Annotated in this window: 8 protein-coding genes and 5 pseudogenes; 3 read left to right on the top strand and 10 right to left on the bottom strand. The window is 57.5% G+C overall.

The genetic code is table 11. The annotated features are described in order from the left end of the window. Positions 1 to 731: 731 nt before the first annotated feature. The 4 genes from NKJ76_RS28120 to NKJ76_RS28105 form a co-directional block, all read right to left on the bottom strand. The gene (locus NKJ76_RS28120; protein ID WP_352538874.1) at positions 732 to 872 is read right to left on the bottom strand and encodes a helix-turn-helix domain-containing protein; all 141 of its coding nucleotides are present in this window, start codon (positions 870 to 872) and stop codon (positions 732 to 734) included. Between the two features lie 376 nt (positions 873 to 1,248). Continuing rightward, a complete protein-coding gene (locus NKJ76_RS28115) occupies positions 1,249 to 2,394 on the bottom strand; it encodes a M20 family metallopeptidase (RefSeq protein WP_352538873.1) in 1,146 nt (381 codons plus the stop codon). Between the two features lie 129 nt (positions 2,395 to 2,523). Further along, complete coding sequence (locus NKJ76_RS28110; protein WP_352538872.1) at positions 2,524 to 4,221, bottom strand: ABC transporter permease subunit; 1,698 nt, start codon at positions 4,219 to 4,221, stop codon at positions 2,524 to 2,526. A 382-nt stretch (positions 4,222 to 4,603) separates the two neighbouring features. After that, positions 4,604 to 5,719, bottom strand: coding sequence for an extracellular solute-binding protein (locus tag NKJ76_RS28105; protein WP_352538871.1), 1,116 nt, complete (start codon positions 5,717 to 5,719; stop codon positions 4,604 to 4,606). 153 nt (positions 5,720 to 5,872) lie between these two features. Between NKJ76_RS28105 and NKJ76_RS28100 the strand changes: the two genes are divergently transcribed. Then, positions 5,873 to 7,015, top strand: coding sequence for an ABC transporter ATP-binding protein (locus NKJ76_RS28100; protein ID WP_352538870.1), 1,143 nt, complete (start codon positions 5,873 to 5,875; stop codon positions 7,013 to 7,015). Between the two features lie 227 nt (positions 7,016 to 7,242). Here NKJ76_RS28100 and NKJ76_RS28095 read toward each other — a convergent pair. Further along, positions 7,243 to 7,458: pseudogene (locus tag NKJ76_RS28095) on the bottom strand (IS630 family transposase); the annotation flags it as partial. Positions 7,459 to 7,673: 215 nt separating this feature from the next. Here NKJ76_RS28095 and NKJ76_RS28090 point away from each other — a divergent pair. Next, entirely contained in the window at positions 7,674 to 8,039 is a 366-nt protein-coding gene (locus NKJ76_RS28090) for a transposase (protein WP_352538869.1), read from the top strand. A gap of 198 nt (positions 8,040 to 8,237) precedes the next feature. Here NKJ76_RS28090 and NKJ76_RS28085 read toward each other — a convergent pair. Beyond that, positions 8,238 to 9,156: pseudogene (locus tag NKJ76_RS28085) on the bottom strand (IS110 family RNA-guided transposase). Positions 9,157 to 9,248: 92 nt separating this feature from the next. On the opposite strand from NKJ76_RS28085, the pseudogene NKJ76_RS28080 reads away from it, so the two are divergent. Then, positions 9,249 to 9,399, top strand: a pseudogene (locus NKJ76_RS28080) (IS630 family transposase); the annotation flags it as partial. A 20-nt stretch (positions 9,400 to 9,419) separates the two neighbouring features. Here NKJ76_RS28080 and NKJ76_RS28075 read toward each other — a convergent pair. The 4 genes and pseudogenes from NKJ76_RS28075 to NKJ76_RS28060 form a co-directional block, all read right to left on the bottom strand. Then, a pseudogene (locus NKJ76_RS28075) lies at positions 9,420 to 9,679 on the bottom strand (transposase); the annotation flags it as partial. 82 nt (positions 9,680 to 9,761) lie between these two features. Then, positions 9,762 to 10,292 (bottom strand): annotated as a pseudogene (locus NKJ76_RS28070) (amino acid ABC transporter ATP-binding protein); the annotation flags it as partial. Between the two features lie 407 nt (positions 10,293 to 10,699). After that, on the bottom strand, positions 10,700 to 11,869 hold the full coding sequence (locus tag NKJ76_RS28065; protein ID WP_352538868.1) for a M24 family metallopeptidase: 1,170 nt from the start codon (positions 11,867 to 11,869) through the stop codon (positions 10,700 to 10,702). A gap of 614 nt (positions 11,870 to 12,483) precedes the next feature. Beyond that, a complete protein-coding gene (locus NKJ76_RS28060; protein ID WP_352538867.1) occupies positions 12,484 to 13,578 on the bottom strand; it encodes a pyridoxal-phosphate dependent enzyme in 1,095 nt (364 codons plus the stop codon). Between the last annotated feature and the right edge of the window lie 259 nt (positions 13,579 to 13,837).

The following is a 13,837-nucleotide window of genomic DNA, read 5'->3' as shown; positions in this document are numbered from 1 at the left end:
ACTTCGTGCAATCCATCCGGGTTCGAAAGCAAAATGTCTTTGACGGCAGCGCTGGCGGTCTTAACTTCAGTCTTGGTCATGGTGGCGTTCCTTCGCGGGAATCGGTGACGTGAACAATCACCAGCCTGCCATGACCGCCCCCTCTCAGCGAATTTGCAGAACTCTCAGCGCACTACCCGGCTTCGTCCAGGGAGAGAAAGTAAAGTCTGGTTGCACCGCCGGCCGAGATTGCAGCTCTGTGCGAAAGGGACGCCACATTCGACCTTGGCTTTACGGTCGCTTCGGTCGCGCCGGCAGAACGCCGACACCGTCGTGCGATGCCATCATGCCCAAGCTGGCTCCAGGTCGCCTCGGCGAAGGTGTAGCTCGACGCGCCGAGCACCTCGAGAAGATCGCGGCCTCGCGGATCTCCCGGTCTTGCGGCCCGCGATGGACAGCTTCTTGCCGGAGTAGTCGACGAACACCTTGTCACCGGCGACATAATCCTGGCGCATCGTTGGCGACAGCGGCCGCTCGAAGCCTCTAAAGAGATCACAAAAACGGCTTTAGGCGTAGTCTTCCCGATGAACCGCCCGATACTCCTCCCACAGGATCGACAGCGTCACGCCCGGCTTCTTCAGTTCGACGGCCATCGCCCCCAGTCAGGCTCGGTGCGTCGGCGTATCCCTTGTTTGCCGCCCTGACGGGGAGAAGAGCCGATACTCGAGAGCATCGTCCGTCAGCTCTGCCGGTCACGGCCAGGAAAGGCCGGCAGAAGTCGCTCGCTCTATGTTGTCCTGCACCGTGCTGCGGGCAATCCCAAGCATGGTGCAAATGTCGCGAAGGCTTATGCCGTCCGCGTTTAGGCGAAGCAGTTGTCTCAATTGTCTCATGGTCAGCCTTTGGAGTGTACCCTAGCCTGAGACACATAAAATCGCGGACAGTTTCCCTGCAGCAGAGGAAACTGGGGCATGGCCGGAAGGCTTAGAGCTATTGATGAGGACCAAAGCTGGGGCTTCTCAAACGCAAGGAGGCGGGCGAAATGGTCAGCAAGTTGGCCGATGAGGCATCAGTCCCCAATGACTTTACGAGTGGCGTGATCATCTCAGGCTTTATGGCAATCTGAAGTCACATCGGCGCGGCCGGCCAGCCAGATCGACGACAGGGGCTGAGGGGGCCGCGCAGATCACGCTTGACATTCATCACCCCCATACAAGTGTCACTGACCACGGGATCGGGACCCTGGTTTTTCGCACAAAAGGCGAGATACTACCCTAGCGTCTCGAAGAGGCGTAGCAACAGCGTGGCCCGTGGTACCAGCGATGAAATGGAGATCTGCTCCTGAAGGCCGTGCGCACCCTTGCCGTCAGGCCCCATTCCATCGAGCGTCGGCGCAAACTGGGCTGTGAAATTGGCGTCCCCGCCGATTGGGCCATTGACGCCTTCGAGCACGAAACCGATTTCTGCCGCAAGCCCGCGCGCATGCTGGAACAGCGCCTCGATTTCAGGTGATTTCTCGTATCCTGGACGACGGCCCCTCTCGGCGGTGATCTCGATTGTCACGTCCGGATCGTTTGATTTGAGCGCCAAGACGCGTGCTATGGTTTTCTCGGTGATTTCCGAATCGGGTGCACTCATGCTGATCTTAGCGTAAGCATGCCCGGGCACCATGCTCGTGCTGGTCCCTCCGCCGATGACGCCGACGTTCACCGTGAGGCCTGTATCGTAGTCGCTCATCGACTCGAGTTCGAGGATTTGCCGCGCGAGCTCGCGCACGGCGCTGCGACCGTTTTTTGGGTGCAGAGAGTGCTCCGAGCGACCCGTTACTGTCAGGTCGAAGGTTGCGGTGCCGCCTTTACGCGAAGTGACGATCTTGCCGCCGTCACGCGCGGGCTCGGTGACCAGTACGTAACTGGCGCGGCGCGCCTCCTCTTCAATGAGCTCGCGCGAGGTGGGACTTCCAACCTCCTCATCCGGAACGAAAAGATGGCGGATCGGAAGCTTCCCAGGCCCACCGACACGGATTAAATGACGCAGAGCGGCAAATGCGATCACGGCCCCGCCCTTCATGTCGTAAATGCCCGGTCCATAGGCGATGTCTCCCTCGACCCGGAAGGGAAGTTCGCGGGTCAGTGTTCCTACAGGATGTACGGTGTCGACATGGCTCACCACGAGCACGCCGGGCTCCTCGCCGCCCCACGGCGAAGTAACAAGGAGTTGGTCACCGTAACCGTCGCGGCCCGGGATACGCTTCATCGACGCACCGGCAGCATTGGCATCAGCCTCGATCTTATCCATCAGGCGGTTCACGGCTACAGCATCGATCGATGGGCTTTCGATCTCGACCCAGGTTTTAACTTCGTCCAGTAGCGCCTGCGTTGCGAAAGGCGTCATATCGGAGATCCCATCGTTCATGTTCTTCTCACTCGCTTGATGTTCTAATTTTCAATCGGCTCACATCTCGCCAGAGCGCATGACCCACCATCCTGCCCAAACTCCATTCAGTTCGGATCAGCCCAGTAGAGGTCCACCGGCAGTTCGAGGCTAGGTGTCGGCAGCCGTAGCGGGGCGGCATCCGCTCCAGAGCAAGGTCCCGATAACGCCAACGACAACCGGCAGGATGAGGAGCACAGCGACTGCCCCGACAGCAGGAGTAACGCCGGTTAGAACGAGTGAGTAGATGACTATGGGTAGTGTCTTGTTCAGGCCCGTCAGGAAGAGCGCCACCATCACCTCATCGAAGGACGTCATAAATGACAGAACGAAGGCAGCCACCAGAGCAGGCACGAGATTGGGGATGAGGATGGTCCAGAACGCCCGAAAGCGGAAGGCCCCCAAGGACCACGCTGCTGTCTCCAGCGAACTGTCGAGCTTGGACATCCCATTGGACACGAGAATGAACGCGAGTGGAAAGGCGCTAACCGAGTGACCGAGGATTAGTCCCAAGTCGGTGTCGACAGTTCCCAGTGTCAGTTGGACATCATAGATGCCGACGGCCAGCAGGATTCCCGGAACCACTAGCGGCGCAAAGGCCATTGATTGGATAGTTGTTCGGATCCAGTTGCGCTGAACCCTGATCCCGGCTCTAGCGAGGCCGAGCGCAACGGCTACCGACAGTACCGCCGTCCCGAGCCCGACGCGAACAGTCTTGATGAATGCCCCGACCCAGATCGGGTCATGTAAGACCTGAGCGTACCAACCGGTGGTAAATCCCTTGGGTGGGAATTGGATCTGGCTCGTTGTTCCGAAGGAGGCCGGAATGATAATGAAGATAGGTAACAGGAGAAGCAGAAGGACGATGCCAACCGCGATCCATGAGACAACCGTGCCGACGCTCAGCCGCAACGGCTCTCGTCCAGCCACCCCGCGGCCGACAGCATAGCTGCCAGTAAGGAGGCTCGCTCCGCCGATTTTGATGGCGATGGCGTAGCCGACTGAGCTCACGACCAGCAAAGCGATACCGGCCGCACTTGCGGTGGCCCATTCGAAGACTTTGATTTTCTGCGCTATGTAAATCGGGAGAGTGATGTTGTTGGGAGCGCCGAGGATCGCGGGGGTCAGGAAGAAGCTGAGGCCAATGACAAAGACCAAGGTCGTACCGCTGATGACGGCAGATCGCACTTGCGGCAGGTAGATGTGCAGGAACGTCTGTCGCCCGGACGCACCCATTGTCCTGGCCGCGGTCAATAAGGAGGTGTCGATGCTGGTCATAGCGCCGTACAGTACTAGGATCATGTATGGTAGCAGATAAGTCACCATCCCGATAACGGTTGCCCTCGTGTTGAAGAGGAGATCGAAGGGCCCAAGGCCGAACAGAGCGAAGAACTCGTTGACAACGCCCTTCCGACCAAGGATAGCGGTTAAGGCAAACAATCGGAGGAGGATGGAGACCCAGAAAGGTGTCGTCACCAATGCCAGGAGAGCCAGCCCGCCGCGTCTCGGCAGTCGCGACATGAGATAGGCCGTCGGGAAAGCCAGCAGGACCGTAATTGGCGTCGCATACAGCGCCAGCCTGACAGTCTCCAGCCAGATTTGACGTAGTAGGTCGTTGCTAAACAAGGAAATGTAGTTTTCAAAAGTGATGCCGCCTGAGGTGGTGACTTGGCCGGCGCGATTAAGGCTGCGCCTGAGCACGCTGGAAATTGGCCACACGAACGCGACGGCCAGGAGGAGGATGGCTGGCACCAACGGCAGCAGCCCCGCTACGGGCGCCCATATATAATGGCCGACTTTGCGGGCCATGGGACGACGTGGGGGCATCGTGGCCGATGTCATGGATACAAATCCTCCCGTTGGAATTGCGATTTGCCGAGGTCGGGCAGGCGTTCAGCACCGGTGTAGATGCCGGGTGCTGCCGAGCCCCCTTGTCAGGGCCGAATTGCTGCAGTCGCCCTCTTATTGGAGTCCCGCAGCCTGCCGAGGGACCTCGATCAGTCGGACAAAATAGCAATTGTCATTTGGACCAATTCACGTGCAGCACCAAGCGGCATGGGCGGAGGACGCGGACCATGTGGCGACAATTGCGTTGATCAGCGTTCGTGGCGCTTATGGTTTGTCTGTCACCTTCGCGACACGCCCCCATTTGACGCGCGTACACAGCTAACGCCACGCCCGCGCGCCAAACTTACTTGCTCAATAGCCACGCGTTGAACTGGTCCGCGAGTGTCGATTCGTTTTTGGAAAAAAAGTCAGCATCCTCCTGGATGGCCAAGTCGGCGTTCTTGCCAGCAGGCACCCACGGGGCCAAATCCTCTGGGTACCCTAGTCCTTTTATCGGGGTCGGGTAGGTCATTATTCTGACGTAGTCACGCTGCCCAGCCTTGTCGAGGATCCACATGGCAAGCGCGGCCTGCCCTGCAGCGGCGTTCGGCGCGTTTTTTGGCACGGCATACGCGCCAGTGGTGAGGACCGCGTTCTTCCAGCTGACAGCCAAGTGCGCGCCGTCCTTGGTCGCAGCATTGAAAGCGCGTCCGCTCCAGACGACTCCCAAATCGCACTCACCACTCTGAAAAAGCTGCATGACTTGATCGCCACCGGTCCACCAGACAATGTCACCCTTGATGGAGTCCAGCTTTTTAAGCGCGCGCTCTACGTCCAACGGGTACAGGTGGTCGCGCGTAACGCCGTCTGCAAGCAATGCGCTCTCCAGCACCGCTCCGAACTGTGGGTATTTATACAAGCAGCGCTTGCCCGGGAATCTCTTCGTGTCGAAGAGATCGACCACGTCGCTGGGATGCTCGCCCGAGGTCGGCCATTTGTCCGTATTGTAGGTCAGTACTGCGCCGGATCGCATAGCGCTTATGCAGTACTCGTTGTAGCTTCCGCCCTCCAACTTATCGACAGGCACCTTCGAGGCGTCGATCTTCTCGAGATAGCCTAGCGCTGCGGCTCTCTGACACGATCCCCAACCCCCGAACTCGAGCAGGCTCCACGGCACAGGTGAACCGTGTTCCGCCATCACCAGGAACTTAGTCGAGTCCTCAATAAAATCGGCTTGCATCGTCACGCCGGTGAGGTCGGTGAAGTTCCTCCAAATAGTGGTATCCCTGGCCGCGGTGTTTTTCCCCCCACTGGCATCCATCCACACGAGCGAGCCACTCAAGCCATCAAAGGTTGCAGATGGAAACTCGCTTTCCGGGAACTTCGTCGCATCCCTTCCGCTCGCGGCTGCCACCGCCAGAAGCATCATCGCCAAACCGGTCGCAATGACCCGACACAACTGCCTTATTTTATCAGTCACCGTATTCCCCTTTTCTGTAGAGCGTTTTTAGCAGCCGACCAACTATGCCAGCGCCCGCTAGGAGGGCAGCCGGGTAAGCTAAGTATGACCGCTAGACAGGAACGTATACATGGTATAATAAGATGTCAAGTCGCAACCAGGAGGTGCTTCCGCATGAGCAGTATTGAAGGAACTCGGTTGACCACGACCATTCCCCGTTCAGCCGCCAACCTAGGGGTAGGGGCTGCCGCGGTAACGGCTCAGCGGATCGGCCACACCTTCGACAATGGCTTCCGTGCGCTTGCACCGACCGATCTTCACGTTGATGCCGGATCCTTCTGCACGCTGCTAGGACCGAGCGGCTCCGGCAAAACAACAGTCCTCCGCATTCTTGCGGGCCTGCTGACGCCGAGTGAAGGACGTGTGCTCATAGGAGGACACGACGTGACCAATGAGCCCGTCCAGAAGCGCGATATTGGGTTCGTCTTCCAGCACTACGCGCTGTTCCCCCACATGACGGTCGCGCAAAACATCGCTTATCCGCTGCGCATTAGGGGCGCGTCGAAGCAGGAGCAGGCGACCCGAGTCGATACGGTCCTCGAATTGATTAGCTTACAGGCCCAGAAAGACCTCCGGCCGGACCAGTTGAGCGGCGGACAGCAGCAACGAGTCGCAATCGGACGAGCGCTCGTTTACGGACCTAAAGTGTTGCTCCTCGATGAGCCCCTCGGGGCGCTAGACCGCCGCCTGCGACAGCAACTCGGAAGCGAGCTACGCCGGATACAGCAAGAGACCGGGACAACGGCTATCTATGTCACTCACGATCAGGACGAAGCATTCCTGCTGTCGGACAAGGTCGTGGTGATGAATCACGGGCATGTCCGACAGCAAGGCGCGCCGGAGCACATCTACGCTTCGCCAATTGACATCTTCGTAGCCAGGTTTGTGGGAGACACGAACCTGATACGCGGGGTCGCACGAAGGACATGCGAAGGCGCCGCCCTTCATGTGGGTAACCAGGTAGTCAACTGCCGCGCCGCGTCCGCGGTTAATGACACGCAGCCAGCAGCGCTCAGTGTGAGACCCGAGGACGTACGTCTCGCGCCAATAGGCACGCCGTACAACGGATTCGTCTTCGGGCAAGGAGTCGTAATCGATCGGGTCTTCCTAGGGGCCCGTTACCGAACCATGGTACAGGTCGGCGACTACCAATTTGCGGTCGAGTCAGGTCGGGACGACTACGCGCCACTATCCGGAACAATCGTGCAGGTCGGCTGGGCTGATGGTCTGCCGGTGCTGCTGAACGCACCCGACTGAACGCAGCACAGCCCGACCCGTCACTCCATACCGCAGTCGAGCGCCGTTCCCGATAGCCGACTCACGCGCAGCGGAACGGGCTCGAAAAGCAAGACTTGCTCTCACGAGCTAGAGCGTTTCATGTTGAGAGAATCTCCAGATTGCCAAAGAAGGGTGTTTGTGATTCAAGCTGCTGGCTGGACTGAGGCCAGCATCTGATGACGCGAGCCCTTTCCAACGATCTTCGACGTCACATCAGAGGTCTGGTTGATCCGCTCCACGATGAAGGCCCGATGCGGCTCCAGTACCCGCTTGCGGTGCCCGCCCATCTTGCCTGGCGCAACCGAGCCGGTGGCACGGCAACGCTGCAACCACTTTACCGCCGACGAAACTGCAATACCAAAGCGCGACGCCACCGCACGGCAGCTCTCGCCGGCGCCAACCGCCGCAACAACACGCTGCATCGGCTGAAGGACGAGTTGGGCGCACGCGCGGTGACGATCTCGCACAATGCGGTCTGGATGTTCTTGAGCGCGAGGGCCTGAGTTTCAAAAAAAAGCTGTTCGCTCTTGAGCAGGCCCGGGCCGACATTGCCCGTCGTCGCCGACGCTGGAGGTCGTGGCAGGGTCGCCTCGATCCGGCTCTGGTCTTCATAGACGAGACGTGGATCAAGACCAACATGGCCCCGCTTCGCGGCTGGCGGCCAAAGGGACAGCGCCTATGGCTTCGCCCCGCACGGGCATTGGAGAACCCTGACCTCCCTGGGCGCGTTGCGCTACGACAAACTCACCGCACCATGTGTCTTCGACGGCCCCATCAACGGCGAATGCTTCCGCGCCTATGTGCGTCAGCAACTGCTCCCAAACTGCGGCCCGGCGACATCGGGATCATCGACAATTTGGGCAGTCATAAATCCGCAGCCATCCGTCATGCGATCAGGGCCGCCGGCAGCGCAAAGCTCTGGTTCCTGCCGCCATACTCGCCCGATCTCAACCCGTGTATGGATGGCTCCTGCGGGTCAAGGGTATCGGATCGGGTTTGGTGAACAGGTCGGTTGAGGCCATGTATACGGCATCTGAGTGTGCAACGGGATCGCTGCGCGCCCTGATGAATATCCGCTTGGAGAACAGGTCCTACTCAATCGAGCGCGCTCGAGGCGCTTCGGATTGATCGGGGTGTCCTGGTTCTTCGTCTCCGTTTGTTCGCCATCACCTCGCTTTGCCCTGACCATTCCGAGAGCCTGTCAGGCTGCCTGCGGCTCGTAACGCGATCCGTCCCTCAGGACGGGGAATATTGCCATACGATGCGCCAAAGCGACGGCGACGATCTTCGTCTTCTTTCGCATCAGCATGCCCGATAGCCAGTCCGAGCTCGGTTCGCGATCCGGCCCACCCTCTGCTTGCCTCCGGTGGAGTGCGGCTTGGGAGTGAGACCGAGCCAGGCGGCATAGTCCCTTGCTCTGCCGAAATTGTCGACATCCGGCGTCGTCGCCGCGATGATCGCCGCCGACAGCATCCCCACACTTGGGATTGTGGCTAGACGCTGGCTTGTCTCGCTTTGCGCGTAGGTCTCTTCGAACTCGTCGGTCAGCCGCTCGATCCGCTTGTCCGTCTCGGCCAACTGATGAGCAAACTCACCGGCATCCGAGCCACTTCCGGCAGCCAATCCAGTTGTTCCTTCAATCGATCGACGTTCTGAGCGCCCTTCGCCGCTATGACGCCGAACTCCGTCATGTGGGCTCGGATAGCGTTGCCGATCTGCGTGCGCTGGCGAACGAAAAAGTCCCGCGTGCGGTGAAGAACCAGAACCGACGAGCAGGCTTCGCTCTTGATGGCGACAAACCGCATGGAAGGGCGCGTCACGGCTTCACAGATGGCGGCCGCGTCTGCAGCATCCGTCTTCCCACGCTTTACGTATGGCTTCACATAGGACGGCGGCATCAGACGGACGTCATGCCCCATCTGCTGAAGCCTGCGTCCCCGATCATGAGAACCAGCGCAAGCCTCGATGCCGATCAAGCATCGCGGACGCTTCTGGAAAAAGGCGAGCAATTGGCTGCGGCGAAGCTGACGGCGTACGAGAACCCGACCGTTCCCATCGACACCATGGATCTGGAAGACACTCTTTGCGAGATCGACGCCAACTGTGGCAAGTTCGGACATGGATGGCTCCTCTGCTAGGGACGACACCATCCCAACAATGGCGCAATACGACGCCGGGAGCAGGAGCCATCCATACCATCAATCGAGCAACCTTCGCCAAGACCAAGCATTGGATGCGACACGCCCAGAAAGCGCACCGTAGAAGACACTTGGCGCCATCTCGGCACACCAGTCGGCACCATCAAGTCAGACGAAGGCGTAAACTACTTCAACAACGCTGGATATGCTTCCGTCAAAACATGAAAGGCATCTAGGCCTCACAGTTTTCGGCGGATCGCGTCCTGCAGCATCTCCTTGTCCAACCACAAGTCGGCGACCAGCTTACTGAGCTTGCCGTTCTCATCCTCAAGCTGGTTCAGTCGCTTCATCTCCGTCGGCAGCGGCCCGTCATATTTCCTTTCCAGTTGAAGTAGGTCGCCTGGCTGATCCCCGGGCGGCGGCAGATCTCCGCCATCGGAATGCCGTCCGCTACCTCCTTCAGAATAAATGCCTTCTGTGCGTCCGAAAACTTCGATGCCTTCATCGCTCTCCGCTGTTCTCCCAACCCGGAAATTACAGCAGAAAACTCCAATTCTGAACGGTCCTGTTTCCGCGGTTCAGATCAAGCCCATTTCATGGGTCACGCAAACCATCGTCATTCCTTCCTTTGCCAATAGCCTGATAACGTCGAGAACTTCCTTGATCATTTCAGGGTCAAGTGCGGAGGTCGGTTCATCAAAAAGCAGCACTTTAGGCTTCATGCAGAGCGCGCGGGCAATCGCGACGCGCTGCTGCAGTCCGCCCGGTAACTGGCTGTGATACTTCTGCGCCTGTTCTCCTATGCGCACCCGTGACTTGGCGATTTTGCGCACGCGCCGCATGGCCAGCTTACAATCTCAATCACGCTCATATGCGGGAACAGATTGAAGTGCTGAAAGACCATTCCGACATTGCTCCGCACCTCGACTAGGCCCTTCATCCCGGGCCGGAGCTCTACTCCATTTACGACTACCGGCCCTTCTGACGCACCTGCATCGGATGAGCGTCGATTTGTCCAGATCCCGAGGGGCCACAGATGACGAAACGTCCGCCATGGGCCACCTCGAGATCTGCCAAGACTTGGAAATCTCGTACCATTTTGACAGGTCGTCAATCAATGGCCGCTTGCACTGCCTCGCCGTTACGACCCGGCATATCTTGAGGATTGATCGCAATCATGATGAGCCTTTTCACCTGCGTTTTTATGCTGTGTGTGCCGTCAACCCGAGGCGACGTTCCAACTGGCTGACCAGCGCGACGCGCCCAACGGCACAGAAAATGCTGCAGGACTCCGCAATCACCGCAAAAGGGATCGCACAGCATAGCCCGAGCATGGCTAGGGCCGCAGTGATGTCGAAGCCCTGGAATATATCTTGCATGACTCGAAGTAGATCACTGGCCCTCGCGTCTCTTTTTCTGCTTCTTTCCTGACGAAGGATATCTGATATCGGACGGCTCACCGCATGAGAACCAGAGTTTCGCGAAGAAGACCGGCAGATCCGGGTCGACTGTTCCTTCAGACGAACTAGAGCAGAACTTCAGGGAATCGTTCTTCGGAAAGCTTTGTAATTAGTTCGGCGCCATCCGTCGTCACCACCGCAACCTCCTCCAACTGGAATACTCCACCGTCCAATTCGTATTTCGGCTCGACGTGGATGATCATCCCCTCACGAATGACCTCCTTCGAGGTGGCCGCGATCGAGGGTGGCTCCGTCAGGTTGCGTCCAGACCCATGGCCAATCCGGGATGCGGTTGCGCTCGGCAGCCCCAACTCAGTCTGCTTGGCGAACGCTTCGAACACGGCATAGATATCGGCACCGGTCATGCCCGGCTTCATTGCAGACAAGGTCCCAATCGTCATGTTTCGGACCTGCGTGTAGATCCTTTGCTCTTCGTTGGTGGCGCGCCCGGCCTTGGCAATCCGGTTGACGTCGGAAATCGACCCAAACAGGCGGCAACCGATATCGACCCAGATGAAATCATCCTTTGCCAGCGCCCGATCGGTTGGCGGGAGACTATAGGCGAAATCGTTGCGTCCGAAACGCACCGGGAGCCATGGAACCGATTCAGCGCCACGCTCGATCAGGTCAAGCATCAATGCCTTAGCGAATTGCTTTTCCGTCGTTCCCAGCGTCACGTTTTTCAGGCAATGGTGGAAGGCGTCATGCGCAATCTCGAGCGTTAGCCGCTTTTGGGCAACTTCCACCGGTGTCTTGATCATTCGAATACGCCAAATGAAATCCGCACCTTCCAAAAGCTGTGCTGTATGAAACTGGTCCTTTAGCTTTTCTACCAGACTGAGGGAACCGATACCGAAACTCTCGAACCCGTAATCCAGCGCAATTGTGCGAAGGTCGGCCTGCCCGAGAACCTCGATCACTTTCTTAACCGCGCCCTCGACGAAGCCAAAGTACTGCCGGTGCACCAGACCTGCAGGCAATTCGGGCGTTTGACAAAATGTCCTCGCTTCGGCAGCGGCTGCCACGACCATCACTGCGTCGCTATCCTTCAGAATGATAAGAAAATAAGGCCGAGCTTTGGACGCCCAGAACAGAGACTTGTAGCCGCTGAAATATTCAAAGTTGTCTTGGTCCGAGATCACGAAGGCATCAACAGATTGTTCTGCCATGCACTTGCGAAGTGTGCCGATGCGTTCCTGGTACTCATCCGCGCGAACGAGAAGCCTGTCGTACATGTACCTCACCTGACTGAAGGAAAGTGACTTGTTATACCGAGTATAATAATAGGTCAAGGTTGTCGCCGTAAATCCCGAGAGCCAGTGGCTACCGCAGCACAAGCCGATGGGCCAATCGGCCCAATGCAGCCCCATGCCAAACGGACGCCCTGTGAGAACAGCTCACGCTCAACGGACCTGAAAAAGGATGCCGTGCCTGCCTATGGTTAGACCACTCAAGACGTTTGTTCAGCGTGGGCGTCGGCTTAATCGTCGATCACACCTTTTCCGATCCTTGGCGAGTAGCTCCCATCTGCAAAGCGCTTTCCTCGCCGCACCGGCATAGGTGACGCAGGTAAGGGCTGATTGTCGACGGAGATTGGTATGTCAGGACTATGTGAACCCCGCCCGATTGCAAAATGTTCGCTGGATCAGGGTCAATGTCACAAGTGATAACTTAAATCCGGGCCTGTAATGCGGCTCGATCTTTCTATCCTGGCCCAAGGAAAAGCACTAGGGTTGGGGAAAGCGATTGGTCATCATCTCTGCCATTTGCTGCAATTGCTGACCCACTTATTCTTTTCAGCTTTGCCTCTTGCTGTCGTTTCCGACAGCAAGGCTCATAGTATGGGATCTTACGGATCATACCCGGCCGGGCGGGGCGCCGGATCGCTCCCGGCTACATCTCGGTATCTGCGTCGACCCCATTTGAATCGACACCATTCGTCCGATACCTCTTCTAGTGAAGAAATATCCCTTGGCCCTCCCCAATCCCGAGCAAGGTCCTCATTCCATGTGTTCAACCATCGGGGATCAAACATCGTCTCCACATAACGGACGCCGTGGTCTGGGAGAATCGTCAGCACTTGCTGCGAGGGGTCCTGACCTGCCCGCCACTCTGCGACAGCGAGAGCGGCACCGCTCGACGGCCCGACAAGCATTCCTGTTCGTCGATGGAAATCGTGGACCTTTTGAACCATTTTCGGAACTGGTACCCAGTGAACTTCGTCGCAGAGTTCAAAATTCACATTGCCCATGGGAATTCCTGATCCCATGGCTAGGATTTGTTCGAACGTTCCTCTGCACATCCTGCTGATCCGCGCGGCCTGGGCACCAAAAATCACGCTTCGGTTGTGGTCTACCGCGATTACTTCCAAGTCCGGGTTCTCGCGTTGCAATATGGATGCAATTCCAAAGAGCGAGCCCCCGCTACCAACCGTACCAACCACTGAATGAAATTTGGGTTGTGTCTGGAGAGCTCGCTCGGCAATCGGTCCATATGAGAGAGAGTTCAACGGATTCGTGTATTGTTGCGGCCAAAAACTCTCAGGCATTGAGGAGCGCAACTCGGATAACACCTCAAGACGCGCTTGCTGAATCCCACCTTCGCAATTTCTGCTTGCATGGACCGTATGCAGGGCTGCGCCCAAATTTTCCAGTCTCCAGCGAACGATTTGCGAAGTTGGACCGGTAACAAGCGTCAGGCGTAGATTATATAGAGAACAAAGGATGGATAGTGCTAGAGCGAAGGTGCCAGAACTGCTTTCAACAACATGACCGTCGGCTCGTAACTGCCCGGTCGCGAGCGCAGTGTCGAGAATGTGCTTCGCAGGTGTAAATTTCATTAAGTCGAATTTCGCGGCAACTATATTATGCGATACTTGTATGAATTTCGGCAGGGTGAGTGCTTCTACGACGTTCTCACCAAACGGTTTTTTGTGTATATTCATTCGAATGCCATTACTTTGCTACAATTGCGGGCTCTGAGGGGTAGACTGCTCCCGCAGCTTTGCAGTGCGTGCCTCAAATCTCATGCCAATTCGAATTGGTGGAAGGGAAAGTGAGAATGTGATTGATTTTCATCTATTTAGCCTATGTTATTCATGACGGTGCGTTTGAATACCTAGCTGATGCGTGTGCGATTCCAGCCATTTTGTTCGTATCAGTCGCGGCGAGCCACCGTGGCGCAGCCCACAAATTTGTCATGAT

Origin of the sequence: Mesorhizobium sp. M0029, assembly GCF_040323735.1 — a bacterium.
GTDB lineage: Bacteria > Pseudomonadota > Alphaproteobacteria > Rhizobiales > Rhizobiaceae > Mesorhizobium.
Note: the sequence above shows the minus strand (reverse complement) of the source record. Positions and strands in the feature narration are given on the sequence as shown.

Bases quoted from the DNA above. Each gene is read 5' to 3' on its own strand.
- NKJ76_RS28120 (WP_352538874.1), bottom strand. From the start codon at position 872: ATGAGACAATTGAGACAACTGCTTCGCCTAAACGCGGACGGCATAAGC.
- NKJ76_RS28100 (WP_352538870.1), top strand. From the start codon at position 5,873: ATGAGCAGTATTGAAGGAACTCGGTTGACCACGACCATTCCCCGTTCA.
- NKJ76_RS28110 (WP_352538872.1), bottom strand. From the start codon at position 4,221: ATGGCCCGCAAAGTCGGCCATTATATATGGGCGCCCGTAGCGGGGCTG.
- NKJ76_RS28065 (WP_352538868.1), bottom strand. From the start codon at position 11,869: ATGTACGACAGGCTTCTCGTTCGCGCGGATGAGTACCAGGAACGCATC.
- NKJ76_RS28090 (WP_352538869.1), top strand. From the start codon at position 7,674: ATGGCCCCGCTTCGCGGCTGGCGGCCAAAGGGACAGCGCCTATGGCTT.
- NKJ76_RS28060 (WP_352538867.1), bottom strand. From the start codon at position 13,578: ATGAATATACACAAAAAACCGTTTGGTGAGAACGTCGTAGAAGCACTC.
- NKJ76_RS28115 (WP_352538873.1), bottom strand. From the start codon at position 2,394: ATGAACGATGGGATCTCCGATATGACGCCTTTCGCAACGCAGGCGCTA.